The following is a 24,980-nucleotide window of genomic DNA, read 5'->3' as shown; positions in this document are numbered from 1 at the left end:
TCCTCCCTCAACCGGTCAGGAGCAATGCGCGAGATCGCCCTTGACTGCAAGAGGAACCAGGGCTGCAAGTCTCGCTAGCGATGATATTGCTGGGGCAGCCGCGGCATCGGGGGCTTGATGGCCTCGACATTGATGGCGGAAAGGACGCGCATGTCGCGGCGGAAATCGGAAGGCGTCATGCCTGCAATATGGCGGAAGGATTTGTTGAAGGCGCTGATCGAACCGAAGCCGCTGTCCATGGCCACCTGCAGCACGTTGGCGCCGTCCCGCATCAACATCGCCTGGGCGCGCGACAGGCGCAGCAGGTTCACATATTTGGCCAGCGTCATGCCCGTGGATTTCTTGAAGAGGTTCATCGCGTATTTCGGATGGAGATGCGCCGCCTTGGCGATATCGACCGTATCGATGTCGTGCAGAAAATTCTCGGCGATGAAATCGCACATGCGCGCCAGGCTGCGCGAGGATTGCGGATGGGCCTGGTCGCTGGTCAGGTTTTCCTGCTTCTCCGGCACCATGCGATAGGGCTCGAAGGCGATGCGCTCCAGGCGCAGGAGAAGTTCAGCAACGGCATGTTCGGCCTTGGCACCGTCTTCGGACATGACATAACGGTGCCACCGCGCGAAATTCTCGTCGTCCGCAGCATCGGTCGCCGAGCTGATCAGGGTCTGCCCGCGGATAAGGCGGCCGGAAATATCGAGCGGCAGGCGCAGGCGGAAAAAATGCACCAGCGGCAGATGCGCGCCGGCATAGATCGCATCCTCCGACAGTTCATCCAGCTGATGCGGTTGTCCGCCCCAGAAAAGGCAGATCTCGCCGGCTCTCAGGGTAAGCTCGTGATTGCCCACGCGGTAGTGCACAGTCCCGCGGACGATGTAGTTGACTTCCACCTGCGCGTGCCAATGCGGCTTTGCCATCGGCAACGGGTGGTTATGGAACATCTGCAGGACATTTGGCAGCCCTTCGACACTGCTCGCACCCGGCTGATAAACCGCCCGTTGACCTACCTTACTTTTCGCCAAGTCGATGTTCCTTTTTTAGGAGACAGAAGCGTACCGACAGCTAGTTTAAGCGTGTTCTCTTGAGAACGGCAATTGAAAAGGGAGGATTTTCAATGCGTTTAAAACTTGCTGGAGCGACGGCGCTTGCTGCCCTGCTCGCTTCCGGTTCTGCCTTTGCAGAGCAAACCACCATTACAGTCTGGAGCTGGAACATCGCCGCATCGGCGCTGAAGTCCACGGTCGAGGGATTCAACAAGAAATATCCCGACATCAAGGTCGAGGTTCAAGACATCGGCAACCCGCAGGTCTTCGACAAGATGCTGGCTGCATGCGCGGCCGGCGGCGACGGTCTGCCCGACGTCATGTCGATCGAAAACCACAAGGCTTCGATCTTCTGGAACCGCTTTCCGGACTGCCTGACCGACCTGACGAAGCTCGGCTACAATGATGCCCTCAAGAAGCAGTTCCCGGATTTCAAGCGCGCCGAGCTCGAAGTCGGCGACGCCGCCTATGCAATGCCATGGGATTCCGGCCCGGTCACCATGTTCTATCGCCGCGACATGTATGAAAAGGCAGGCGTTGATCCGGCAACGATCAAGACCTGGGACGATTTCATCGCCGCCGGCAAAAAGATCTCCGCCGCCAATCCCGGTGTCGTGATGACGCAAGCCGATCTCAACGGCGACAGCGAATGGTTCCGCATGCTCGCCAACGAACAGGGCTGCGGCTACTTCTCGGATGACAGCCAGAGCATCACCGTCAACCAGCCCGGCTGCGTCAAGGCCCTGGACAAGGTAAAGGAAATCAAGGACGCCGGCCTGATGACCGCGGCGAACTGGAACGAGAAAATCCAGGCGAACACGGCAAGCAAGGTGGCATCGCAGCTCTATGGCGGCTGGTACGAAGGCACCGTTCGCTCGACCTCGCCGGATCTCGCGGGCAAATGGGGCGTCTATCCGATGCCGAGCATGACGGCCGACGGCCCGCATGCGGCCAATCTCGGCGGCTCGTCGCTGGCGATCTCGAACGGTTCCAAGAACAAGGAAGCCGCCTGGAAATTCCTCGAGTACACGCTTGGCACCAATGAGGGCCAGGTGACGATGCTGAAGTCCTTCGGGCTCGTGCCGTCGCTGCTGACGGCGGTTCAAGATCCCTTCGTCAACCAGCCGCAGCCTTATTGGGGCGGACAAAAGGTCTGGGCCGATATCCTCGCCACCCTGCCGAAGATCCGCCCAAGCCCCGGCACCCAGTATTTCAGCGACGCGGATGAGGTCATAAAGGCCGTCCAGACGAAATACCTCGCAGGCGGCTATCCAAACGGCAAGGCCGCGCTCGACGATGCGGCCCAGCAGATCGCCTCGGCGACGGGCCTGCCGCTCGCGAAATGAGTGACACTGCCGGGCGCGCATCCCAAGCCGCGCTCGGCATCCCCGCCGCTCTAGAATCAAAAAAGTAGAGCGTGACGTCGTTCGAAAACCGCCTACACTTTTCGGCGTCACGCTCTAGGGGCGGCGGGGATGCGACGTCACGCATCATTTCCCTGCGCATAAATGCGCATAAAGGAGAAGGCTTTCATGCGGTTGCGAAACCGGAGCGCCTATGCGTTCCTTGCACCCTATCTTCTGGTGTTCGCCGCTTTCTGGGTCTGGCCGATCATCGATTCGTTCCTGATTTCGTTCCAGAACACCCGAGTCAATCCGTGGACCTTCAATCTGTCGCTCAATTGGGGGCGCCTGTTCGGCGACCCGGCATTCTACAACGCGCTTCAAAACACGCTGATCATCCTGATCGTCCAGGTGCCTGTCATGATCACGCTCGCCACGGTCATGGCGGTGCTGCTGAATTCACCGCTGTTGAAGGCCCGCGGCATTTTTCGCTTTGCTTTCTTCGCACCCGTCGTCGTCGGAGAGGTGGCCTATGCCGCCGTCTTCCGCCTGATGTTCAACGTCGATTTCGGCATCGTCAACAAGCTGATCGGCGCGGTCGGCTTCGCGCCGGTGTCGTGGTTCGCCGAATCGCATGCCGCAATGGTGCTCATCATCATCGCCGTCACCTGGCGCTGGGCGGGTTATAACGCCATCATCATCCTGTCCGGTCTGCAATCGATCCCCGAGGATGTCTACGAGGCCGCAACCCTCGACCGCGTCAGCCGCTTCAAGCAGTTCATCCACATCACCCTGCCATTGTTGAAGCCGATCATTCTGTTCTGCGTCGTCCTGTCCGTCATCGGCACCATGCAGCTGTTCACCGAACCATATCTGATCACCAACAGGGGTGGCCCCGGCGGCGGTACGGAGACGCTCGGCCTGCTGCTCTATCGCCAGGCCTTCCAGTCGACCAACTTCGGCTATGCCTCGGCGATCGCCTATACGATGGCGGCGCTTGCGGTAGCCATCTCTCTTCTCAATCTCTGGGTGGGGCGCGAACCGAAATGAAATCGAAGTCCAAATCCAATCTGATCCGCTCGCTCGCCTTGCACGGCCTGCTGGTGCCGCTCGCCATCATCTGGCTGTTTCCGCTCTGGATGATGTTCGTCTTTTCGACCATGCCCGATTACGGCATTTTCAGCCCCGGCATCATCCTGACGCCGTCGACAGGTTTCATGGACAATTTTCGGAACCTGCAGGCCGACACCAACTTCGTCGGCGCGATGACGATCTCCATCATCGTTGCCGTCGTCTACACCTTCCTGTCGGTGCTGCTGACCTCGATGGCCGGATGGGCGCTGGCGCGCTACCAGTTCGTCGGGCGTTCGGGCGTCATCGGCATCATCCTCGGCACCATCACGCTGCCCTACTCCGTCGTCATCATCCCGCAATTCATCATGGTGGCGCGCGATTTCGGGTTGGCGAATACGTGGGTCGCGCTGATCGTACCGCCGCTCTTCAATTCGCTCGGCGTACTCTTCATGCGCCAGGCCTTCTCGATGATGCCGGGCGAGCTGTTCGATGCCGCCCGCGTCGAGGGTGTCAGGGAATGGCAGATCTTCCTGCGCATCGCTCTGCCCCTGGCGCGGCCGACCATGGCGGCGCTCGCCATCATCCTGTTCCTGGCCTCCTGGAACAATTACCTCTGGCCACTGCTCATCAACTCCCGGCCGGGAATGATGACCGCACCCGTGGCGCTCGGAACACTGATCGGCCTTACCAGGGTCTCCTGGGGCGGCATCATGGCTGGTGCTGTGATGCTGACGGCACCGATCCTCATCATCTTCGTTCTCCTGCAGCGCCACTTCATCGCCGGCATCGCCGCCGGCGCAATCAAATAATTCCGGGAGATCCGTATGGCTGAACTTTCTCTCACCAATATCGTCAAACGCTACGGTTCGCTGGAAATCATCCACGGCGCCAATCTCGAGGTGAAGGACGGCGAATTCGTCGTCTTCGTCGGACCGTCCGGATGCGGCAAGTCCACGCTCTTGCGCATGATAGCCGGGCTGGAAGACATCACCGGCGGCGAACTCAAGATCGGCGGCCGTGTGGTCAACGACGTGGAGCCGGCCGATCGCGGCATTGCCATGGTCTTCCAGTCCTACGCGCTCTATCCGCACCTGACCGTCGAGCAGAACCTCAATTTCGGCCTGCGGATGAACGGCAATCCGAAGGCCGACACCGACCGCCGCGTCAAGCAGGCCTCCGAAATCCTGCAGATCACCGAGCTGATGCAGCGCCGACCGAAGCAGCTTTCCGGCGGCCAGCGCCAGCGCGTCGCCATCGGCCGCGCCATCGTGCGCGAGCCGCAGATCTTCCTGTTCGACGAGCCATTGTCCAACCTCGACGCCGAACTGCGCGTGCAGATGCGCGTGGAAATCTCCCGTCTTCACAAGAAGCTCGGTACGACGATGATCTACGTCACCCACGACCAGACGGAGGCGATGACACTCGCCGACAAGATCGTCGTGCTGCGCGGCGGCAACATCGAACAGGTGGGAGCGCCGCTCGATCTCTATGACGATCCGGCCAACCAGTTCGTCGCCGGCTTTGTCGGCTCGCCGAAGATGAACTTCCTGCAGGCCGAGGTCACGGACAACCAGCCGGGCCGCATCGCCGTCGTGCTCAAGGGCCAGCGCAATGTCCGCCTGACATTGCCCGTCACCTCGGCAAAGCTGGAGGTCGGCCAGCCCGTGACGCTTGGTGTCCGTCCGGAGCACTTCCTCGAGGCCGGCCGCGGCGACGTGGACATGACCGTCGACGTCGATGTTGCGGAGCATCTCGGCAACACCAGCTACATCTACGCCAATGTCGAAGGCGGCGAGCAGATCGTCATCGAGCGCGAAGAATCCCGCAATACGGGCAACCGCGACAAGCTCACCGTGGCGCTATCGGCCACCAAGACATTCCTGTTCGACAGCGCCGGCAACCGATTGCGATAGGCGCTGCCCCTCTTCCCTCCCAAGACAGCATGCAGATTTAGGAAAGGACGACTTCATGACGACCGACACACCAATCCGCTGGGGCATCATCGGCCCCGGCAGGATCGCACAGACTTTTGCCGATGGTATCGCCCATTCCCGCAGCGGCAAGCTGGTGGCGATCGCCAGCCGTAACCCCGACAAGCCGGGTCTCGGCGACGGTTTTCCCGGCGCTCGCATCGTCAATGGCTATGAAGCCCTGCTTGCCGACAAAGAGATCGACGCCGTCTACATCGCCACGCCGCACACCGGCCATGCCGAATGGGCAATCAAGGCGATCCGCGCCGGCAAACATGTGCTCGTCGAAAAGCCGATCGCGCTTTCGGCTTTCGATGCGGAAGCCATCTACCATGAGGCCAAGAAGGCCGGCGTCTTCGCCGGTGAGGCCTTCATGTATCGCGTCCATCCGCAGACGGCGAAGCTGATCGAACTCGTCAAGAGCGGCGTGATCGGCGATCTGCGCATCATCCGCTCCTCCTTCGGCTTCAACATGGGAAAGGTCAATCCAGAACACCGGCTGTTTGCCAATGAGACCGCCGGCGGCGGCATTCTCGATGTCGGCGGCTATCCGGTTTCGATGGCACGCCTGATCGCCGGTGCGGTCGACGGCAAGCCGTTTCTCGATCCGGACAAGGTCTCCGGCGTTGGCCATCTCGGCCAGACAGGCGTCGACGAATGGGCTTCCGCCGTCCTGAAATTCCCGAACAACGTCATCGCCGAAGTGTCCTGCTCGATCATGGCGAACCAGGACAACACGCTGCGCATCATCGGCTCCGAAGGCCGCATCGAGGTAGCCGACTTCTGGTTCGCCTCCGGCCATAAGGGCGGCGTCGGCAAGATCGAAGTCATCAAGGGCGGCGAGACCCAGACGATCGAGGTCAAGGAAGATCGCTGGCTCTATTCCTTCGAAGTCGATGCGGCTGGCGATGCCATTCGCGCCGGACAAAAGGAATTCGCCTATCCCGGCATCAGCTGGGCCGATTCGATCGGCAATCTCCGGGTCCTCGACCAATGGCGCGCTTCGATCGGCCTCGAATATAGTGTCGAGAAGGCAGCGAAGCGGACGAAGAATATCGCTGGCGCGACCGTCACCAAGGGTAACAGCATTCCGAAGCGCAGCATTCCCGGCATCTCCAAGCCGGCATCGCTCGTCACGCTCGGCTTCGAATTCTTCCCGAATTTCGCAGCAGCATCGCTGACGCTCGACGCCTTCTATGAAGCGGGCGGCAATGCCTTCGACACGGCCTACGTCTATGGCGGCGGCAAGACGGAAAGCATCTTTGGCGACTGGCACACCAGCCGCAACGTGCCGCGCGAGGAGATCGTGCTGATCGGCAAGGGCGCCCATTCGCCGCTTTGCTACCCGGACATGATCGCCAAGCAGCTCGACCAGTCCCTCAACCGCCTGAAGACCGATTATGTCGATATCTACTTCATGCACCGCGACAACACCGACGTTCCGGTCGGCGAGTTCGTGGATGCCATGGATGCCGAGGTGAAGGCTGGCCGTATTCGCGGCATCTTCGGCGGCTCGAACTGGACGCGCGCCCGCTTCGATGAGGCGATCGCCTATGCCGAAAAGAACGGCAAGACGGCGCCGGCCGCCCTTTCCAACAACTTCTCGCTAGCGGAAATGCTCGACCCGATCTGGGCCGGATGCGTCGCGGCTTCCGACGACGACTGGAAGGCGTGGCTCAACGCCAAGCAGATCCCCAACTTCGCCTGGTCGAGCCAGGGCCGCGGCTTCTTCACCGACCGCGCCGGCCGCGACAAGCGTGACGACGAGGAATTGGTACGCGTCTGGTATTCCGACCGCAATTTTGGCCGCCGCGACAGGGCGATCGAACTGGCGCAGAAGCTCGGCCGCAGCCCGATCCACATCGCGCTTGCCTATGTGGTCGCCCAGCCCTTCCCTGTGATACCGCTGATCGGCCCGCGCACGGTCGCCGAGCTGGAAGACAGCCTTTCGGCACTCGACATCAAGCTCACGCCGGAACAGGTCAAGTGGCTCGAAGGCTGAGATAGGTCTGGCGCTGTCAAACAGTGCTGAAGCAAAAGGCCCATCCGGGAAACCGGATGGGCCTTTTCATGTCTGCCTGAATGATCGCCAAAGTCAGGCGGCGAAATCGAATGTCTTCGTGTCCGCGCCCTCAAGCCGCAGCAGATAGGCCTTGCGCTCGAGACCGCCGGCAAATCCCCTGAGATCACCGGCCGAGCCCACCACGCGGTGGCAGGGCGCGATGATCGAGATCGGGTTGCGGCCATTGGCGGCGCCGACGGCGCGGATCGCCTTTGCCGAGCCGATCTCCGTTGCGATCTGGCGGTAGCTGCGCGTCTCGCCGAAAGGGATGGCGAGCAGCGCCTGCCATACCTTCTGCTGGAACTCTGTTCCGGCAAAATCGAGTGGCAGATCGAAAGCCTGTCGTTCGCCGGCGAAGTATTCGCGGAGTTGCCGCTCTGTCTCCAGCAGCACGGGATGGCTATCATCTTCCGCCACGATCAGCAGGGGCACACGGCCCGGGCGATCATTGTCCCAGAGGATCGCGGCAAGCCCATCATCGCTGCCGATGAGCTTTAGGGCGCCAACCGGCGAATTCATGATCCGATAGACATAGTGCTTTTCTGTGTTTTTCTGAGCTTTGGTCATGCCGATATCCTTTCTTTGAATTGCGCTCGTGGCATCGGGCGAGATTGCCTCTGATGGAGCGCTTATGTCCCCATTGGATCTTAAATGGCGGCCTGCAACCACCCGAAAAGGAACAACGAGCGGCGAAATCCAACATTTCTAACGTCAGTCGCCGAGATCAGAATGACGCAAGCGGCGTGGTCAGGCTTGGGAAAGCGGCTGAGATTGTGTAAAACCGTGGAGAGACACACCGCCAGCATGCGGAGCCCTACATGACGGTTCGCCCGCCTCGCAACTTCAATCCATCGCAAACCAAGGAAACCGGCCTCGGAATCCTTGAATATGAGATGATGTCGGAGAGGGCGAGTTCGCTCGGCCGCCACGGCATGAAGGTTGAGACAGCGCTTGCCGCCTTGCAGGACGGCGAAGCCAAGGGCAAGCAAGGCGTGGAGCACGAGCGGCTGGTGGATGCTGCCGCCGAAGCCGTCTGGGGCATGTTCATTCACCGCGAGATCTGCGGCCTGCGCAACGGCCGTGACGTCATCCAGCGCTACGGCATTCCGAACAAGGTGCTTGCGCGCCTCGGCGCTAGCCCGAGACACCCCTGAATATCAGGATTTCAAGATCGCCGAAAAGCGTGGATCGAAGGCATGGCCGATCGGCTCGGCGGCCGCACCTCGCGCCACGGCCCAGGGGTCGGTCATACCCAGCTGCAGGCGCGGCAGCGATCGGCCGGGACGATCGGCATTAGAGGGCAGCAGCGGCTGCATGGCCGCGATCAGCCGCGTGGCGAGCGCGACGGGGGCACCGCCGCACAGAATCACCGTTTGCGGATCGAAGACGGTTTCGATCAGCTGGACACTCCAGCGCAGATCGATCGCCGCCCTTTCGATCCAGGCGAGAATATCGGGATCATCGGCGGCAGCGCGGTCGTTTATGAGGGAGTAGAGGTCCGGCGCCATCGGATCGACGTCGAGGTGATCGTAGAGGGAAGCCAGCGAAGCGCGATGTTCGAGTTGGGTCTGCTGCCCGCCTGCCGTCAACAGCGCCATGCCGATTTCGCCCGCGTTGCCATGAGCACCGCTATAGAGTTCGCCGCCGAGGATGAGCCCCGCGCCGATGCCGTAGCCGACATAGAGGCAAACGGCGTGGTCGAGCCCATGGGCAGCCCCCACCATGCGCTCCGCCGTCGCGCAGGCGGCAGCGTCGTTCTGAAGGGTCACATTGAGACCGGTTCCGGCCGACAGGGTTTCGAGCAAGGGAAAGCGCTGCCAGGCACCCATCATCCAGGGATTGTCGGCATCCTCCTGCTCGATGCCGAAAGGACCCGGCATCGCCGCGCCGAGGCCGACGAGGCGCTTCTCGGCCTGTGCGACGCGCTGCCGGAGTTCTGCACGCACATCTTCTATCAGCTTCAGGACGACGGGCGTGCCCGTCGCCGGTCCGCCGGCCGGCAGGTTCGCTTCCTTGCGGATCAGCACGTTGCCGACGAGATCGACGGCGATGGCGCGGGTGATGTGGCGGTCGATCTGCAGGCCGATGGCGAAGGCGCCCTCGGGCACAAGACCATAGGGCGTCGAGGGCTGGCCGCGGCCGCGACGCACCGTTTCCCTAGACGTCACCAGCCCGTCGTTTTCCAGCTCCTCCATGATGTTGGAGACCGTCTGCTTCGTCAGGCGGGTGGCGCGTGCAAGATCGGCGCGGGAGAGCGCGCCGTTCAGCCTGAGGGCGTCGATGATGACCCGCCGGTTATGGGCGCTGGTGCCTTCGTGGTTCGTTCCGCTCGTAGCCCTGATCGGGCGAATATCGTTCATCTGTTTTTGCCTCTTGACACCAATAGAATATTGAAGAACAAATTAGTCAAGACAATTGACTTAAAAGAAACCACAGAGTTTCATCAGGGAACTTAAGCGAGCTTTCGGGCTCCAGAGACGCGCCGATCGATGTTCGGCAGCCGGCCCGGCCAATTGCCTGCCCGACAACCGATGGCGACGCTTGAGCCGCCATTGGAAAAATCGCGTGACTGTCAAAAACTGGAGGATGGAATGTTGAAATCATTGAACAAGACATTGCTCGGCGCAGCGCTGATCGGCGCATCCTTCGCCTCGCATGCCTTTGCCGAAACCACGATCAATGCCCTCTTCATGGCACAGGCTGCCTATAGCGAAGCCGATGTGCGCGCCATGACGGATGCCTTCTCCAAGGCCAATCCGGACATCAAGGTCAATCTCGAATTCGTTCCTTACGAAGGCCTGCATGACAAGACCGTGCTCGCTCAGGGGTCCGGCGGCGGCTACGACGTCGTGCTGTTCGACGTGATCTGGCCGGCCGAATACGCGACCAACAAGGTTCTGGTCGATGTGTCCTCGCGCATCTCCGACGACACGAAGAAGAGCGTGCTGCCGGGCGCCTGGACGACGGTCCAGTATGACGGCAAGTACTATGGCATGCCATGGATTCTCGATACCAAGTACCTGTTCTACAACAAGGAAATCCTGGAAAAGGCCGGCATCAAGACGCCGCCGAAGACCTGGGACGAGCTCAACGAACAGGCGAAGATCATCAAGGACAAGGGCCTTCTGGCAACACCGATCGCCTGGAGCTGGTCGCAGGCGGAAGCCGCGATCTGCGACTATGCGACGCTCGTCAGCGCCTATAAGGGTGATTTCATCAAGGACGGCAAGCCGGACTTCCAGACCGGCGGCGGCCTCGATGCCCTGAAGTACATGGTCAACAGCTACAAGTCCGGCCTCACCAACCCGAACTCCAAGGAATTCCTCGAAGAGGATGTCCGCAAGGTCTTCGAAAACGGCGACGCCGCCTTCGCGCTGAACTGGACCTACATGTACAACATGGCGAACGACCCGAAGGACAGCAAGGTCGCGGGCAAGGTCGGCGTCGTGCCGGCACCGGGCGTTGCCGGCAAGAGCGAGGCTTCCGCTGTCAACGGCTCGATGGGCCTTGGCATCACCTCGGCCAGCAAACACCCGGACGAAGCCTGGAAGTACATTTCCTTCATGACTTCGCAGGCAACGCAGAACCAGTATGCCAAGCTCAGCCTGCCGATCTGGGCATCGTCCTATAGCGATCCGGCCGTGACCAAGGGCCAGGAAGAGCTAATCGCGGCCGCAAAGATCGGCCTCGCCGCCATGTATCCGCGTCCGACGACGCCGAAATATCAGGAACTGTCGACGGCACTGCAGCAGGCGATCCAGGAATCGCTGCTTGGCCAGTCTTCTCCGGAAGACGCGCTGAAGTCTGCTGCCGACAACAGCGGTCTCTGATAGTCTTATCGGGCGGTGCCAGTCACCGCCCGCCTCTCGACCCTCCATGAAGAATGAAAGAAGGGGCCTGCCATGTCCGGCACCTCTATGACAACTCGCGCCTGGCTTTTGATGCTGCCGCTGCTTGTGGTGATGATCGCCGTCATCGGCTGGCCTCTCGTCGACACGGTCGGCCTTTCTTTCACCGATGCAAAGCTTGTGGGAACCGGCGGCAATTTCGTCGGCATCGACAACTACGCGAAGATGCTGGCGAACTCCAATTTCCAGCGCACCCTGATCACCACGGCCTGGTTCGCGATCATTTCCGTCGCCGCTGAAATGGTGCTCGGCGTGCTGGCCGCGCTGCTGCTCAACCAGAATTTTAGGGGTCGCGGCGTGCTGCGCGCGCTGATGATCCTGCCCTGGGCGCTGCCAACCGTCGTCAACGCGACGCTCTGGCGGCTGATCTACAATCCGGAATATGGCGCGCTGAATGCAGCGCTCACCCAGCTTGGCCTGCTCGACGCCTACCGCTCCTGGCTTGGCGAACCGGGCACGGCGCTGACGGCACTCATCGTTGCCGACTGCTGGAAGAATTTCCCGCTGGTCGCGCTGATCGCGCTCGCCGCCCTGCAGGCCGTGCCGCGCGACATCACGGCCGCCTCGCTGGTCGATGGCGCCGGACCCTTCAAGCGCTTCCGCTTCGTCATCCTGCCCTATCTTGTCGGACCGCTGATGGTGGCGCTGGTGCTGCGCACCATCGAGGCATTCAAGGTTTTCGACATCATCTGGGTGATGACGCGCGGCGGCCCGGCAAACAGCACGCGCACGCTGTCGATCCTCGTCTATCAGGAAGCCTTCTCTTTCCAGCGAGCGGGGTCCGGGGCGTCGCTTGCCCTGATCGTGACGCTGCTGGTTACGGTGCTCGCCGCCGCCTATGCCGCCCTCGTCCGCAAAACCGCAGGGAGTGCCACCTGATGGAACGCCAGAGCCCGCTGTTTACCTGCTTCATCTATGTCTGCGCCATCCTGCTCGCCGTCGTCATCCTCGCGCCGATCGCCTGGCTCTTCATCATGAGTATTTCGCCGGCTGCCGATCTTGCCGCCAAGCCGCTGCGCTGGTGGCCGCAGACGGTTGATTTCTCGCGCTACAAAGTGCTCTTGTCGACGCTGGAAAACAGCGAGGGCGCCGCCTTCACCTCGTCGCTGCGCAACAGCATCGAAGTGGCTGGGATGGCGACGATCGCCGCGATCGCGCTCGCCATCCCCGCCGGCTGGGCCGTATCGCGCACGCCGTCCGTGGGATGGTCGCTCTCCATGGTCATCGCCACCTACATGCTGCCGCCGGTCGCGCTCGCCGTGCCGCTCTATATGGGCCTTGCCCATCTCGGCTTGCTCAACAACATCTTCGGCCTGGCACTCGTCTATCTGACGATCCTGGCGCCGTTCACGACCTGGCTGATGAAATCAGGCTTCGATTCCATTCCGAAGGAGATCGAGGCAGCCGCAATGATCGACGGCGCCGGGCTGTTCCAGACCTTGAAGATCATCACACTGCCGCTTGCCATGCCCGTGATGGCAACCTCGGCGCTCTTTGCCTTCCTGCTTGCCTGGGATGAATTCTTCTATGCGCTTCTCTTCACATCAGACCAGCGCGCCAAGACCCTCACCGTCGCCATAGCGGATCTCGCCGGCGGCCGTGTCTCGGATTACGGACTGATCGCGACTGCCGGCGTGCTGGCCGCCCTGCCACCGGTACTGATCGGCCTTGTCATGCAACGTGCCCTGATCTCGGGCCTGACCAATGGCGGCGTCAAGGGATGACCATGACCAAAGAGAAAACCCGCCCCGAAGGCCTTACAGCCATCGACCGCGAAATGGCCCGCCAGCATGCCGACGCGCTTGCTTCCTTCAAGGCCGCAGCCGATATGGCCGCCGAGGCCGCGGCATCACTGAAGCGCACGGGCGAGCTGCTCCTCCTCGGCATGGGTGGTTCCCACGCCGTCAATCGTGCTGTCGAGCCGCTTTATCGCGCCGCCGGCATCGATGCGATCGCCCTGCCACTCTCCGAACAGCTCGGCCAGCCGCTGTCGCTTGAGGGACGCACGATCTTCATGACCTCGCAATCGGGCGAAAGCGCCGAAGTGGTACGCTGGTTCAACGAGACGGGCGGCACGGACGACACGTTCGGCCTGACGCTGGAGGGCAGCTCCTTCCTCGCCAAAACCGCGCCTTCGCTTGTCGGCGCCGGCGGCACAGAGCTTGCCTTTGCGGCAACCCGCAGCCTCACCGTCACCTTCGCGCTGCATCTGGCGATCTTCGCTGCGCTCGGGCAGGACCCGGCGCCTGCGCTTGCCGTGCTTCGTGCACCTGAAACGCTCGATATCAAGCCGGCGCTTTCGGCTCTCGCGAATGTCGCGACCGTCGTCACCTCAGGCCGCCGCCTGCAGGGTGTCGCCGAGGCATTGGCTCTTGGTTTGACCGAGCTGTCCCGCCGTCCCTGCTTTTCGCTCGAAGGCGGTCAACTGCGCCACGGCCCGATGGAAATGCTGGGACCGTCGATCGGCGTCATCCTCTTCCGCGGTAACGATGCGACGGCGAGCCTCGTGACGGCCATGGCCGTTTCCGCCGCCGAGACCGGTGCACCTGTCATCATCTTCGACGGCTCTAAAGACGAACCCGTGCCCGGCTGCGTCACGCTGCGCTTCAAGCCGGAAGCCGGTATTGCCGCCATCTTCCAGATGCTGCCTGTCGCGCAGGCGCTGATGATAGCCTTTGCCGACGAGCGAATGGAGAATGCCGGCACGCCGGTCCGCTCCACCAAGATCACCCGGAGCGAATGAATGAAGCCGCTTGCAGTCATCGGCAACGTCAATATCGACCTGATCCTCGGGCCGGCGGCGCCATGGCCGAAGGCCGGCACCGAGATCATCGTCGATCACGACGAGTTGCGCGTCGGCGGCCAGGCGGGCAACAGCGCGCTCGCCTGGGAAGGCCTCGGCGTTGACTACGAAATATCGGCCAATGTCGGCAGCGACGAGTTCGGACGCTGGCTCAGCGAGGCATTCGGCGCGCGCAGCAGCAAGTGGCCCGTCAGGCCGGAGGGCACGACGCTCTCGGTCGGCATCACCCATCCGGATGGAGAGCGCACTTTCTTCACGACGCGCGGGCATCTGCCGCGATTCAGCCTCGACGATGTGCTGACGGTTCTCGACGGCGAGAGGCTTGCCGGCGGCTATGCACTACTGTGCGGTGCCTTCCTCACCGAAGACCTCGCCCGCGACTACGACGCCCTGTTCGACTGGGCCGACAAGCACCGGATCACGGTCGCGCTCGATACCGGCTGGCCGCTGGATGGCTGGACGCAGGCGAATTGCGACGCCACGCGGCGCTGGCTTTCCCGCTGTGGCGTGGCGCTGATGAACGAGGTCGAGACCACAACGTTAGCCGGCATAGACGATCCGGCCGAGGCTGCACGCGCGCTGCATGCGCTGATGCCCGAAGGCGCCATCTTCGTCGTCAAGCGTGGCCCTGATGGAGCGCTCGCCATCGATGCCGACGGCAATCTCGTTTTGGCCACGGCACCGCGCGTCACCGTGGTCGATACGATCGGCGCCGGCGATGTCTTCAATGCCGGCTTTCTGGCCGCCCTAGCCCGTGGCGAGCCGCCTGCAGCCTGCCTTTCGGCGGGAACCGCCGTCGCTTCCCGCGCCATTTCCACTCTGCCGCGCAGCTACGGCCCGGCCAAAGCATCCGAGGAGGCCGTTCAATGAGCGCGCTCGAAATCCAGAACATCCGCAAGAGCTATGGCGAAGTGGAGACGCTGAAGGGCATCGATATTTCCCTTGAAAGCGGCGAGTTCCTGGTGTTGCTCGGCTCGTCGGGCTGCGGCAAGTCCACGCTGCTCAACATCATCGCCGGGCTTGCCGAGGCGACGAGCGGGGATATCCGTATCGGCGATCGCTCCGTGCTTGGCGTGCATCCGAAGGATCGCGACATCGCCATGGTGTTCCAGTCCTACGCGCTCTATCCAAACCTTTCGGTCCACCGCAACATCGGCTTCGGCCTGGAAATGCGCAAGGTGCCTGCCGCCGAGCGGGACAAGGCGGTGCGCGAGGCGGCGAAGCTCTTGCAGATCGAAGCGCTGCTGGAGCGCAAGCCGAGCCAGCTTTCCGGCGGTCAGCGCCAGCGCGTGGCGATCGGCCGTGCCCTGGTGCGCAAGCCAGAAGTCTTCCTCTTCGACGAGCCGCTTTCCAACCTCGACGCCAAGCTGCGCATGGAAATGCGCACTGAGTTGAAGCGCCTGCACCAGATGCTGAAGACCACGGTCGTCTACGTGACGCACGATCAGATCGAAGCGATGACGCTCGCAACCCGCATCGCCGTTATGCGGGACGGACGGATCGAGCAGCTCGGCACGCCGGACGAGATCTACAATCATCCGGCAACACTCTATGTTGCGACCTTCGTTGGCGCGCCGCCGATGAACCTGCTGAACGCGACGGCCGATCAGGGTTCTTTGCGCATCGACGGAACCTCGATCACGCTGTCCATGCCAGCGACGAAAGCCGCGATCAAACAGGGTCAAGATCTGGTGGTCGGCATCCGGCCGGAAACGCTGCGTCTCGATGAAGACGGCAAGCTCGAGGCCGTCTGCGAAGTCGCGGAACTAACCGGTCCGGAGCTGATCGTCACTGCACAGGCGGGCTCGCAGCGGCTGATGGCCTGCCTGCCGCCGCGCACCGCGATTGCCGAAGGGCAGACCTTCAAGCTCGGCTTCGACGCCAACGCACTGCATCTCTTCGACCGCGCGACGGGCCAACGCTGCGAATAGACCTTCGAGCCCGTGCACATGATCGCCGAGGGTGGCGCAGTGGACCATTGCGGTTTCCGGTGTCACCCGCAAAATTTTCGATCTCCGTAATGTTACCGCAAGGCAGGGCGCTGAACCTGACGACACAAACGATCGTCGGGAAAGAACCGTGTTTCAACAATTTCAATGCAGCACACGCTGGCCTTTCGTCGGGCTTCAACTGAGCAATGCCGCCCTGAACGCCAGCCACGCCTTTGCGACCATTCTTTATCCCTGGATCATGTACGACTTAACCGGCAGTGTCGTCTGCATGGCGCTAATGGCTTTGGTGAATAGCGCCATGCTCCTGATCGGCATGATCTTCGGCGGCTACGTGGCCGAGATGCTGGGTGCACGCTACACCGCGCTCATCTCCGCGAAGGTCGGGATGCTGACGTCGCTGATGATTGCAGTGCTCTATATGGCGGATTTTCTACACGCAGGCACCTTTCTCCTTCTGAGCTTCATCGGCTCCATCCTCGATGGACCGGCGACGGTCGCGACCGAAGCGAAGACGCCGGAAATCGCCCGCCTTTCAAGATTGTCCTCGACCACTGCCAATTCCATCGACGACACGATCGACGGGCTTGTGCTGCTGACGGCATCTGCAGCGAGCGCTTTCGTCATCACCGTCATCGGCCCGAAGGACGCGGCCTGGTGGATCGTCGTCGGCAACTTCGCCGCGATGATGCTCCTGTCTTTCAGCCTGCCGAGGTTTCGTTTAGGCCCGGCACCGAGACTTGGCGATATCGTCCGTGCCGGAAAGCGGCTCCGCGCCGCGGCCGCGTCGCTGCCATTCACGCTTTGGGCAAGTGCTGCGCTCGGCTTCTTCATCGTGCTGCAGGTCTTCGTCGTGCCGGCCGCATTGCGTCTCGAGGGCGCATCGGTCGCATGGCTCGGGCTCTTCATCGCGGCATCGGCAACAGGCACGATCATGATGAACCTGCACCTTGCGTCTCGCCACGCCATGCCGGCGCCCGCGGTCATCGTTTCGAGAGCCCTCCTCGGCCTCGCTCTCTCGATGTGCATTCTGTGGATGCAGATTTCGCCGCTGACGATGATGCTTGCCGGCCTCGTCGCCGGGCTGGCGAACGGCTGGCTCTCGCCCGCCTTTGTCGCGATCTTGCAGATGAAAGCGCCGCGTAACTGCCGGCCCTATGTGATGGGTCTTTCCTATTCGATGGTTCTGCTGTTTCTTCCGCTGGAATATATGCTGACCGGCGCTGCAATCGGCCTGACCTCGTTCCGCACGACCTGCATCCTGCTGATCTTCCTGCTGTCGCTGGCGGCCGCCGTCAGCGCCGCCTGGCTCGAATGCATCCAGACCGACTGACCGAAAGCGGGATAAGAGCCGTCGATGAGGCGCACGCCTGGTTGCGCGCAATGATGCCGTAATGTTCGTCGCTATGTCTTGGACAACACTATTTCGTTTCATGGAGGGTGAGAATGCGCCTCTTGCTTGTAGAGGATGAGCCGCAGATGGCCGAGGCGCTTGCGGCCGCCCTGCATCAATACGACATCATCGTGGATCACGCTCCGAACCTTGATTTTGCAAGAGGCGCCATCGCCGAGCAGGTGCATGATATGATCGTGCTCGACCGGCAGCTGCCCGATGGCGACGGATTGGAGCTTATCTGGGATTTGCGCGCGATCGGCGCGACGACGCCTGTCATCGTGCTCACCGCCCGCGGCTCCGTCGCCGATCGCGTCAAGGGGCTGGATTTCGGCGCCGACGATTATCTGGCCAAGCCATTCGCACTCGAGGAACTTCTGGCGCGCATCCGTGCGCTGATGCGCCGGCCGGCAACCGTCGCCCCGATGATCGCCAAGCTCGGCAAGCTGGAATTCAATCTCGATGACAGAGAAGCGCGGATCGATGGCAGGGTGCTCGATCTGCCGCGACGCGAGCTTCTCGTGCTAGAAACACTTATCCGTCGCCAGGGCAGAACCGTTCTGAGGGCCGCACTGGAAGAGGCCGTCTATGCCTTCGACGACGAAATCCAGTCGAATGCGCTCGATTCACACGTATCGCGGCTTCGCAAGAAGCTGGCCGATGCTCAGGCCGATATCGAAATCCACGGCATTCGCGGCGTCGGCTACCTTCTGAGACCACTTACATGAAGCATCCCAAATCAAAATCGCTGAAGCGCCGGCTCATTGCACAGCTTCTGCTCTTCCAGGCGGGTATCCTGCTGCTGTTCAGCGTCGCCTTCGTCGCCTACCTGATACAGGCGGGCGAAGGCATCGTTCTCTCCGATCCCGAGTTTACGGATGTCGCCGCACGCGCGATCGAACGCGAGCCCGATGGCCATCTCGTGCTCAACGAAACGGAAGAGCTCGTGAAGTTGCGGCAACGTTCGACGGACTTTTGGTTCGTCGCCCGCAGCGACAAGGGCGAGATCATCCAGACCGGCAATGTCCCGGCGGTCTATGCCGTGATGGCGGAGAACCTCGATCGCATCACCTTCGGCGACATCCGGGACGCTACGCCACCCTTCTCGTACCTGGCGGTCATCCGCAACGTATCCGGCCCCGCCGGGGATTTTACCGTGCTTGGCAAGGGCGATGTGTTCAGCATGACCTATGCCATCCTGCTGCTCTCCAACCTGTTGATGGTACCTATCCTTGTTCTGCTCGTCATCATAACGATCGTCGTCATCCCGTGGATCGTGAGCCGGGCATTCTCTCGCCTTTCCGTCGTCGCGAAGGAAGCAGAGGCTATAGATATCGACCGGCGCGGGTACAGGCTGCCGGAGAGCGGCATTCCCCGCGAAGTGATGCCGCTCGTCAATGCCATCAACGGCGCCCTGCAGCGCCTCGACGAGGGGCATGAGCGCCATCAGCGGTTCATTCTCGATGCGGCGCACGAATTGCGCACGCCGGTCGCCATTCTGCAGACACGTGTCGAAACGATCGCCGAAGGGCCGATCCGCAACAGGCTCCTGTCGGATGCCGGCCGCATCGCGGCTTTGGCCGAACAACTGCTCGATCTGCAACGCCTTGACGTTATCGGCGCGAATTTTTCCTCGGTCGATCTGGTGGAGATCTGCCGCAACGTTGCGGCCGACATGGCGCCGCTGGCGATCGCACAGGGCTACGATCTCTCGCTCGAAACCGGGCTCGACCATCTGATTATCCAGGGAGATGCCGGTGCGCTGCAGCGTGTCGTCCTCAATATCGTCCAGAACGCGATCGAGCACGCGGGCGGCAAGGGAAACATCACGATCCGGATCGACCGGCGATCCGTCATCGAGGTGACGGACGAAGGGCCTGGCATACCGGCTAAGGAACGCGACCGGATCTTCGAGCCCTTCCACCGTCTTCAGCCGCATGAGCACGGTGCCGGCCTCGGGCTCAATCTGGTGAAGGAGATCATGCAGCGGCATGGCGGCCATGTCGCCGTTACCGACAATCCGCAGGGTGGCGCCTGTTTCCGCCTTTGCTTCCCGGGCTGACGGCCTGGCTCGCCAGGCAATGCCCATCTTTAAGATTTAGTTAAGAAATTGCCAACAACCGCATAAAAATACTCGATAATTTTTCAATATTTTCGAATCCTGCAATGTACCCGCAATTCTCACCGGCAAAATGATCTGCATCTCTCGAAGACGATCCGCTCCCCAAGACGGACGGCATCGGAGAGCAGCAGGAACCGATGTCCGGTTCTCCAACGCAACAGAGACCTTGCGAGCGCCTAGGGATGGCGCATGGGTTTCGTATGGAGTTAGCAATGTCGCTTAGCGCAAAATCAATTCTGTTCGCGGCTCTGGCCATGACGGCCGCGACGAACGCCTCTGCAGCCGATCTCACCACCTATCAAGCCCCGGATGCCGGCTATGACAGGCCACCGGCCTTCCAGTGGAGCGGCGCCTATTTCGGTGCCCATGGCGGTATCGCCTCGCCGAAGTTCAACCCTTTCGCCAGCGGCAAGGGTCTGACCGGCGGCGTGCAAGCCGGCTACAATTTCCAGGTGGGGCCTGGCATCGTCGGCGCCGAACTGGAAGGCTCCTACCTCGGAAACAACGAGCTGCGCGTGCCGAACGGCAAGGTGGAAGAACGCTTCCGCGGCGCCGCCAAGGCCAAGGCCGGCCTGACCTTCGATCGGACGCTCGTCTACGGAACGGCCGGTCTGACGATGACGAAGTTCGAAGGCGGCAAGGGCGTTTCCACCTCGGGCGGCTGGAAGCAGGGCTACCTTGTCGGCGGCGGCGTCGAACAGGGCTTCGGCGGCGGCCTGTCGGCCAAGATCGAATACAACTACGTCATGACCAATGACGTCTCCACGACGACATCGGGCGGCAAGTCGAAGACCGATCTGCGCGATCACGTCATCAAGGCCGGCCTGAACTATCGCTTCTGATTGCCGATTTGCAGAGATCGGCACGCCTTTCAAGCCAAGGCGTGCCCGACGGAGAGTGGCGGAGGATGGCTGATCAAACCCCGAGTCAGTTCTTTCGCCGCTCTCGATCATGAAATGAAAGCATGATGTCAGGTGTCATGATGAGCGTTGTCATGAAAATAACGATTGCCCTAACGCTGACCGCGCTAGGAGTTGCAGGCATCGTGATCGCGCCGGCCGGGAACGATGCACGTAACGCCCCTTCCGCCACTCGGCAGACCGCCGATATCAAAACGATCGAAGTCGCCGCCGTGGAAGTGATGCAGGTTCGCCGCGAAAACTACCGCCAGCAGATTCGCATCAACGGTTTCATCCAGCCGGCCCGTCGCGTGACTCTCACCGCCAGATTGTCCGGGACGCTGGCCGCTGTGGAGGCCGATATCGGCACGGCCGTGCAGGCCGGCGCCGTCATTGCGCGTTTCGACGCGGAAACGCTGACGCTGTCCCTCAACAAGCTGGTCGCAACCACCGAAGCCAAGGCCGCAACGCTGCTGCGCGCGCAGAAGGACCTGGAGCGCACCCGCAGCCTCGCCGCAACGGGCGGCGTCGCCCAGGCGAAACTGATCGAGGTCGAGACCGACGTCGCGGTGCTGAAGGCCGAATTGCGCGCCCTGCAGGCCGAGGAAGCGGAAGCGCGGCGCGCCCTCGATGATGCGGTCGTCACCGCGCCCTTTGACGGCATCGTCAATACGCGCAGGGTCAATCCGGGCCAGGCCGTCTCGATCAACACCGAACTCTTCGAGGTCGTCGATATCGCCAGGCTGGACCTGGTGGCTCTCATCCCGCCGCAGGAAAGCGCCTGGCTTTCGATCGGTCAGACGGCGGAGATCGAGATCGAAGGCCTGCCGGAGAAGCCCCTTTCGGCGCGACTCGACAGGATCAGCCCCGCGACCGTGGACGGCTCACGCTCGCTGCAGGTCTACCTGCGGATCGAACAGGCGATGCCGGGTCTTCGCAGCGGCATGTTCGGCCACGGCACGCTGCAGATCGAAAGCCATGACGACATTCTCGCAGTTCCCGCTGCAGCGGTCATCAAAGAAGGCGGGGACACCTTCATCCGGACGATCTCGGATGGCGCTGTCCGCCAGCAGCCCATAACCCTCGGCAATGCCCGGATCGGAGAGGATCTCGTCGAGGTTCGGAGCGGACTAAACGAGGGCGATCGCATCATAACTGTCCCGCTCAAGGACGTCACGAGCGGCACTCTGGTCAAGATCGCCGGGCGCTGAGGACTATCCCCATGTTTCTTGCCCGTATCTCCATTCAGCAGCCTGTTTTCGCCACCATGGTAATGGTGGCGATCGTCGTGCTTGGCATCGTCGCCTGGTCGCGCCTGCCGGTCGACCTCCTGCCTTCGGTGGATCTGCCGACCGTCGTCGTCTCCACCAATTACGATGGCGCGTCGGCACTCGCCGTCGAGCAGCAAGTCAGCCGGCCGATCGAGGAAAGCATCGGCGCCATCTCCGGCATCAAGAAGATCTCCTCGCATTCCTCGACGGGCAATTCGCTCGTCATTGCGGAATTCACCCTCGAAACGCCGTCGAGAGCGGCAGCCGACGAGGTGCGCGACCGCATATCGCGATTGCAGGATGTGCTTCCCGATGGCGCCGATCGGCCGCTCGTCACGCGCTTCAATCCGCAGGACGCGCCGATCATGTCGCTGGCGGCCTTCTCCGCCGATATTTCCATCAGCCGCATGACGCAGATCGCCGACACGACGATCGTGCCGCGCCTGCGGCGTGTGCCGGGCGTCGGACAGGTGACGCTGGTCGGCGGCAGCGAAGACCAGGTGCGCATTCAGCCCGACCCGGTGAAACTGCAATCCTTCGGCATCCCGATCCCGAGCCTGATCGAGGCGATCCAGCGGGCGACCCGCGACAGTGCCATCGGCTCGGTCGTTTCCTCGACGCGCGAGCGCAGCATCACCGTCAGCGTGCAGCCGGGCAGCCTCAAAGAGTTCGCCGACATCGTCATTGCCCAGGACAGCGCCGGGCGCACCATCCGCCTCTCTGAAGTCGCCGACGTGATGGAGGCAGGCGCCGATCCAAAGAGTCGGGCATGGTTCAACGGCAAGCCGGCGCTCGGCCTCGATATCAATAAGCTGGAAGGCGCCAATACCGTCGACGTTGCCAAAGGTGTTGAACGGGAGCTGGCTAAACTTCGGAAGGACGATGCGCTCAGGGATATGGGCATCGTCGTCTCGCAGGACAGCTCCCGCACCATCATCGGCCAGATCGGCGACGTTCAACACACCATAATCGAAGGTGGCGCGCTGACCATCGTCATCGTGCTTCTGTTTCTCAACTCCTGGCGTTCGACCATCATCACGGCATTGACCCTGCCGGTCGCGGTCATCGGGACGTTTGCCGCCATCGCTGTTCTCGGCTTCAGCCTCAATCTGATGACCATGCTGGCGCTGTCGATCTGCATCGGCATTCTGATCGACGACGCCATCGTCGTGCGTGAAAACATCAGCCGCCATGCGGCCATGGGCAAGGATCGCCGGCAGGCCGCGCTTGATGGCACCACGGAGATCGGTCTTGCCGTGCTGGCAACGACCTTCTCGATCGTCGCGGTCTTCATTCCCGTCGCCTTCATGGGTGGCGTGATCGGCCGCTTCTTCCTGCAATTCGGCGTGACCGTCTCCGTCGCCGCGCTGATTTCGCTCTTCGTATCCTTCACGCTCGATCCCATGCTGTCGAGCGTCTGGGCCGACCAGCCGGTGCAGCAACGAAAGGAACGATTGCGAGCCTTGCTCGACCGTTTCGACACGTCCTTCGAGCGGATCGCACATCGCTATGGCGACATGGTCGGCTGGTGTCTCGATCATCGCGCAGTCACTTCGGTCCGTGTGCTTGCTATGTTTGCCGCAAGCCTCTGCCTCATCCCCAGAATCGGTATGGAATTCGTGCCGAAATCCGATCAGGGAATGGTTGCCGTCAGCCTCACCCTGCCGGAGGGATCGTCGGTCGACTATACCGCCGCCAAGATCCGGCAGACCGAAGACATCCTGCGGAGGTATCCCGACATCAAGGACCTGTATTCGACTGTGAACAGCGGCGACGGCGCTAACACCAATGAAGCCAGAATCGCAGCTTCGATGGTGGAACCTGACAAGAGAAGCATGACTTCGGTGACCATTGCGCCAACACTGCGCGAGGCACTGAGCCCCGTCGCCGGCACCAGGATCGAAGTGGGCCAACCCGGAGAGGTCTCCGGCGCGCAGGCCAAGACAATCCAGATATCGATCCTCGGTGGGGATCTGAACGTGCTGGAGGAAATATCGCACGACATGATGGCCAAGCTCGGCAAGCTCGCGGGGATCATCGATCTCGAATCCTCTGCGGACAAGAAGCGGCCTATGCTGATGGTGCGGTTACGTGCGGACGAAGCGGCTGATCTGGGGATTTTGACCGCGACCATCGAGCACAATCTTCGCCCGCTTGTCGCTGGCGAGAAGCTGACCAGCTGGGCACATGGCGGCGACGAATCGCGCTATGTCGCCATCAGGCTGTCGGAGAGCGGGCGCCGAACGGTTGAAGACCTTGCGCAGATCCCTATCCCCGTCGATCGCAAGGGCGTGACAGGTCCCGCCGCCACCGTGCCGCTATCCCAGGTGGCCGATATTACCGAGACCCTGGCGCCGAAGACGATCATCCGACGCGACGGCGACCGCGAGGTTCGCCTTTCCGCCAATCTGAGCGGCCGCCCTCTCGGCGAAGTCGTGCGCGATATCCAGACATTGATCGCCGGGCAGACCATGCCGGCGGGCTATCGCATGACAATCGGCGGCGAAGCCGACGATATGGCTGAAAGCTTTGGCTATGCGGCGCAGGCGCTGATGCTGGCTGTCGTCTTCATCTATCTCATCCTCGCCTCGCAATTCGGCTCCTTCGTGCAGCCGGTCGCGATCATGACCAGCCTGCCGCTCTCCATAAGCGGTGTGCTGATCGGTCTTCTTGTGACGGGATCGACGATCAACATCTTCTCGGTCATCGGCTTCATCATGCTGATGGGCCTCGTCACCAAGAATGCCATCCTGCTTGTCGATCATGCCAACAAGCGGCGCCGGGAGGGCGCAAGCATGCGCCAAAGCCTGATCGATGCCGGCATTGTCCGCTTTCGACCGATCGTGATGACCACCTCCGCGATGATTATTGGCATGATGCCGCTGGCGCTCGGCTTCGGCGAAGGCGGGCAGGAGCGTGCTTCGATGGCACATGCCGTGATCGGCGGGCTCCTGTCCTCGACGGCGCTGACGCTCATTTTCGTGCCGGTGGCCTTGTCGTTGATCGAAAGCTGCCGGACAATGCCGGCGTTGAGGAAGAGTGGATCGGCGGCCGATCCGATGAAGGATGCAGCCGAATGAGGACGAAGGTACCGTGGTTCCGGGTGAAGGCCTATGGCTATGGAGCAGGTCTGCCGTGCCATTGGC

Annotated in this window: 22 protein-coding genes (1 of these 22 running past the window's edge); 19 read left to right on the top strand and 3 right to left on the bottom strand. The window is 61.8% G+C overall.

The annotated features are described in order from the left end of the window. Window positions 1–74: 74 nt before the first annotated feature. The gene (locus ABOK31_RS17600; RefSeq protein WP_349959015.1) at window positions 75–1,025 is read right to left on the bottom strand and encodes a helix-turn-helix domain-containing protein; all 951 of its coding nucleotides are present in this window, start codon (window positions 1,023–1,025) and stop codon (window positions 75–77) included. Between the two features lie 86 nt (window positions 1,026–1,111). On the opposite strand from ABOK31_RS17600, the gene ABOK31_RS17595 reads away from it, so the two are divergent. From ABOK31_RS17595 to ABOK31_RS17575, 5 genes are all read left to right on the top strand, one after another. Beyond that, a complete protein-coding gene (locus ABOK31_RS17595) occupies window positions 1,112–2,386 on the top strand; it encodes a sugar ABC transporter substrate-binding protein (protein ID WP_349956931.1) in 1,275 nt (424 codons plus the stop codon). Between the two features lie 186 nt (window positions 2,387–2,572). Next, complete coding sequence (locus ABOK31_RS17590; protein ID WP_174178552.1) at window positions 2,573–3,433, top strand: sugar ABC transporter permease; 861 nt, start codon at window positions 2,573–2,575, stop codon at window positions 3,431–3,433. Continuing rightward, window positions 3,430–4,266, top strand: a complete 837-nt coding sequence (locus ABOK31_RS17585) for a carbohydrate ABC transporter permease (protein ID WP_174178554.1) — start codon at window positions 3,430–3,432, stop codon at window positions 4,264–4,266. Before ABOK31_RS17590 ends, ABOK31_RS17585 begins: the two co-directional genes overlap by 4 nt. A 15-nt stretch (window positions 4,267–4,281) precedes the next feature. After that, on the top strand, window positions 4,282–5,370 hold the full coding sequence (gene ugpC, locus ABOK31_RS17580; RefSeq protein WP_349956929.1) for a sn-glycerol-3-phosphate ABC transporter ATP-binding protein UgpC: 1,089 nt from the start codon (window positions 4,282–4,284) through the stop codon (window positions 5,368–5,370). 55 nt (window positions 5,371–5,425) lie between these two features. After that, a complete protein-coding gene (locus ABOK31_RS17575) occupies window positions 5,426–7,429 on the top strand; it encodes an aldo/keto reductase (protein ID WP_349956927.1) in 2,004 nt (667 codons plus the stop codon). A 93-nt stretch (window positions 7,430–7,522) separates the two neighbouring features. On the opposite strand, the gene ABOK31_RS17570 is transcribed toward ABOK31_RS17575, so the two are convergent. Further along, window positions 7,523–8,056, bottom strand: coding sequence for a methylated-DNA--[protein]-cysteine S-methyltransferase (locus ABOK31_RS17570; protein WP_349956926.1), 534 nt, complete (start codon window positions 8,054–8,056; stop codon window positions 7,523–7,525). A 251-nt stretch (window positions 8,057–8,307) separates the two neighbouring features. Between ABOK31_RS17570 and ABOK31_RS17565 the strand changes: the two genes are divergently transcribed. Next, entirely contained in the window at window positions 8,308–8,643 is a 336-nt protein-coding gene (locus tag ABOK31_RS17565) for a DUF6665 family protein (RefSeq protein ID WP_174178561.1), read from the top strand. 3 nt (window positions 8,644–8,646) lie between these two features. Here the strand turns inward: ABOK31_RS17565 and ABOK31_RS17560 are convergent, their stop codons facing one another. Beyond that, window positions 8,647–9,849 (bottom strand): ROK family transcriptional regulator, encoded by a 1,203-nt coding sequence (locus ABOK31_RS17560; RefSeq protein ID WP_349956924.1) that lies wholly within the window; start codon window positions 9,847–9,849, stop codon window positions 8,647–8,649. A 231-nt stretch (window positions 9,850–10,080) separates the two neighbouring features. Here ABOK31_RS17560 and ABOK31_RS17555 point away from each other — a divergent pair, with 231 nt between their 5' ends. The 13 genes from ABOK31_RS17555 to ABOK31_RS17495 all read left to right on the top strand — a co-directional run. Then, window positions 10,081–11,319 (top strand): extracellular solute-binding protein, encoded by a 1,239-nt coding sequence (locus tag ABOK31_RS17555; RefSeq protein ID WP_349956922.1) that lies wholly within the window; start codon window positions 10,081–10,083, stop codon window positions 11,317–11,319. Window positions 11,320–11,391: 72 nt separating this feature from the next. Then, on the top strand, window positions 11,392–12,276 hold the full coding sequence (locus ABOK31_RS17550) for a sugar ABC transporter permease (RefSeq protein WP_349956921.1): 885 nt from the start codon (window positions 11,392–11,394) through the stop codon (window positions 12,274–12,276). Beyond that, window positions 12,276–13,121, top strand: coding sequence for a carbohydrate ABC transporter permease (locus tag ABOK31_RS17545; protein WP_349956919.1), 846 nt, complete (start codon window positions 12,276–12,278; stop codon window positions 13,119–13,121). The genes ABOK31_RS17550 and ABOK31_RS17545 overlap by 1 nt, the downstream gene beginning before the upstream one ends. Then, window positions 13,118–14,140, top strand: coding sequence for an SIS domain-containing protein (locus ABOK31_RS17540; protein WP_349956917.1), 1,023 nt, complete (start codon window positions 13,118–13,120; stop codon window positions 14,138–14,140). The genes ABOK31_RS17545 and ABOK31_RS17540 overlap by 4 nt, the downstream gene beginning before the upstream one ends. After that, on the top strand, window positions 14,141–15,070 hold the full coding sequence (locus ABOK31_RS17535) for a PfkB family carbohydrate kinase (RefSeq protein ID WP_349956916.1): 930 nt from the start codon (window positions 14,141–14,143) through the stop codon (window positions 15,068–15,070). Further along, window positions 15,067–16,131, top strand: a complete 1,065-nt coding sequence (locus tag ABOK31_RS17530) for an ABC transporter ATP-binding protein (protein ID WP_349956915.1) — start codon at window positions 15,067–15,069, stop codon at window positions 16,129–16,131. The genes ABOK31_RS17535 and ABOK31_RS17530 overlap by 4 nt, the downstream gene beginning before the upstream one ends. A gap of 148 nt (window positions 16,132–16,279) precedes the next feature. Further along, window positions 16,280–17,482 carry a hypothetical protein gene (locus ABOK31_RS17525; RefSeq protein ID WP_349956913.1) on the top strand — a complete coding sequence of 401 codons (1,203 nt, stop codon included), beginning with the start codon at window positions 16,280–16,282 and terminating at the stop codon, window positions 17,480–17,482. A 113-nt stretch (window positions 17,483–17,595) separates the two neighbouring features. Beyond that, complete coding sequence (locus tag ABOK31_RS17520; protein WP_349956912.1) at window positions 17,596–18,270, top strand: response regulator transcription factor; 675 nt, start codon at window positions 17,596–17,598, stop codon at window positions 18,268–18,270. Next, on the top strand, window positions 18,267–19,604 hold the full coding sequence (locus tag ABOK31_RS17515; protein ID WP_349956911.1) for a HAMP domain-containing sensor histidine kinase: 1,338 nt from the start codon (window positions 18,267–18,269) through the stop codon (window positions 19,602–19,604). The genes ABOK31_RS17520 and ABOK31_RS17515 overlap by 4 nt, the downstream gene beginning before the upstream one ends. 272 nt (window positions 19,605–19,876) lie before the next feature. Then, the gene (locus tag ABOK31_RS17510; protein ID WP_349956909.1) at window positions 19,877–20,506 is read left to right on the top strand and encodes an outer membrane beta-barrel protein; all 630 of its coding nucleotides are present in this window, start codon (window positions 19,877–19,879) and stop codon (window positions 20,504–20,506) included. Between the two features lie 152 nt (window positions 20,507–20,658). Continuing rightward, a complete protein-coding gene (locus ABOK31_RS17505; protein ID WP_349956907.1) occupies window positions 20,659–21,774 on the top strand; it encodes an efflux RND transporter periplasmic adaptor subunit in 1,116 nt (371 codons plus the stop codon). Between the two features lie 11 nt (window positions 21,775–21,785). Beyond that, window positions 21,786–24,914 (top strand): efflux RND transporter permease subunit, encoded by a 3,129-nt coding sequence (locus ABOK31_RS17500; RefSeq protein WP_349956906.1) that lies wholly within the window; start codon window positions 21,786–21,788, stop codon window positions 24,912–24,914. Continuing rightward, window positions 24,911–24,980: the 5' end (the start) of a hypothetical protein gene (locus tag ABOK31_RS17495; RefSeq protein ID WP_349956905.1), read on the top strand. The gene runs 167 nt beyond the window's last position; 70 of the gene's 237 nt are visible here — the first part of the coding sequence; the start codon lies at window positions 24,911–24,913; its stop codon lies beyond the right edge, outside the window. The genes ABOK31_RS17500 and ABOK31_RS17495 overlap by 4 nt, the downstream gene beginning before the upstream one ends.

The sequence above is a fragment of the Rhizobium sp. ZPR4 genome (assembly GCF_040215725.1).
Taxonomy (GTDB): Bacteria; Pseudomonadota; Alphaproteobacteria; order Rhizobiales; family Rhizobiaceae; genus Rhizobium; species Rhizobium rhizogenes_D.
Note: the sequence above shows the minus strand (reverse complement) of the source record. Positions and strands in the feature narration are given on the sequence as shown.

Coding starts and splice junctions, on each gene's coding strand:
- ABOK31_RS17545 (WP_349956919.1), top strand. CDS start 12,276: ATGGAACGCCAGAGCCCGCTGTTTACCTGCTTCATCTATGTCTGCGCC.
- ABOK31_RS17550 (WP_349956921.1), top strand. CDS start 11,392: ATGTCCGGCACCTCTATGACAACTCGCGCCTGGCTTTTGATGCTGCCG.
- ABOK31_RS17535 (WP_349956916.1), top strand. CDS start 14,141: ATGAAGCCGCTTGCAGTCATCGGCAACGTCAATATCGACCTGATCCTC.
- ABOK31_RS17505 (WP_349956907.1), top strand. CDS start 20,659: ATGAAAATAACGATTGCCCTAACGCTGACCGCGCTAGGAGTTGCAGGC.
- ABOK31_RS17590 (WP_174178552.1), top strand. CDS start 2,573: ATGCGGTTGCGAAACCGGAGCGCCTATGCGTTCCTTGCACCCTATCTT.
- ABOK31_RS17520 (WP_349956912.1), top strand. CDS start 17,596: ATGCGCCTCTTGCTTGTAGAGGATGAGCCGCAGATGGCCGAGGCGCTT.
- ABOK31_RS17500 (WP_349956906.1), top strand. CDS start 21,786: ATGTTTCTTGCCCGTATCTCCATTCAGCAGCCTGTTTTCGCCACCATG.
- ABOK31_RS17510 (WP_349956909.1), top strand. CDS start 19,877: ATGTCGCTTAGCGCAAAATCAATTCTGTTCGCGGCTCTGGCCATGACG.
- ABOK31_RS17540 (WP_349956917.1), top strand. CDS start 13,118: ATGACCATGACCAAAGAGAAAACCCGCCCCGAAGGCCTTACAGCCATC.
- ABOK31_RS17560 (WP_349956924.1), bottom strand. CDS start 9,849: ATGAACGATATTCGCCCGATCAGGGCTACGAGCGGAACGAACCACGAA.
- ABOK31_RS17555 (WP_349956922.1), top strand. CDS start 10,081: ATGTTGAAATCATTGAACAAGACATTGCTCGGCGCAGCGCTGATCGGC.
- ABOK31_RS17570 (WP_349956926.1), bottom strand. CDS start 8,056: ATGACCAAAGCTCAGAAAAACACAGAAAAGCACTATGTCTATCGGATC.
- ABOK31_RS17565 (WP_174178561.1), top strand. CDS start 8,308: ATGACGGTTCGCCCGCCTCGCAACTTCAATCCATCGCAAACCAAGGAA.
- ABOK31_RS17595 (WP_349956931.1), top strand. CDS start 1,112: ATGCGTTTAAAACTTGCTGGAGCGACGGCGCTTGCTGCCCTGCTCGCT.
- ABOK31_RS17530 (WP_349956915.1), top strand. CDS start 15,067: ATGAGCGCGCTCGAAATCCAGAACATCCGCAAGAGCTATGGCGAAGTG.
- ugpC (WP_349956929.1), top strand. CDS start 4,282: ATGGCTGAACTTTCTCTCACCAATATCGTCAAACGCTACGGTTCGCTG.
- ABOK31_RS17515 (WP_349956911.1), top strand. CDS start 18,267: ATGAAGCATCCCAAATCAAAATCGCTGAAGCGCCGGCTCATTGCACAG.
- ABOK31_RS17575 (WP_349956927.1), top strand. CDS start 5,426: ATGACGACCGACACACCAATCCGCTGGGGCATCATCGGCCCCGGCAGG.
- ABOK31_RS17585 (WP_174178554.1), top strand. CDS start 3,430: ATGAAATCGAAGTCCAAATCCAATCTGATCCGCTCGCTCGCCTTGCAC.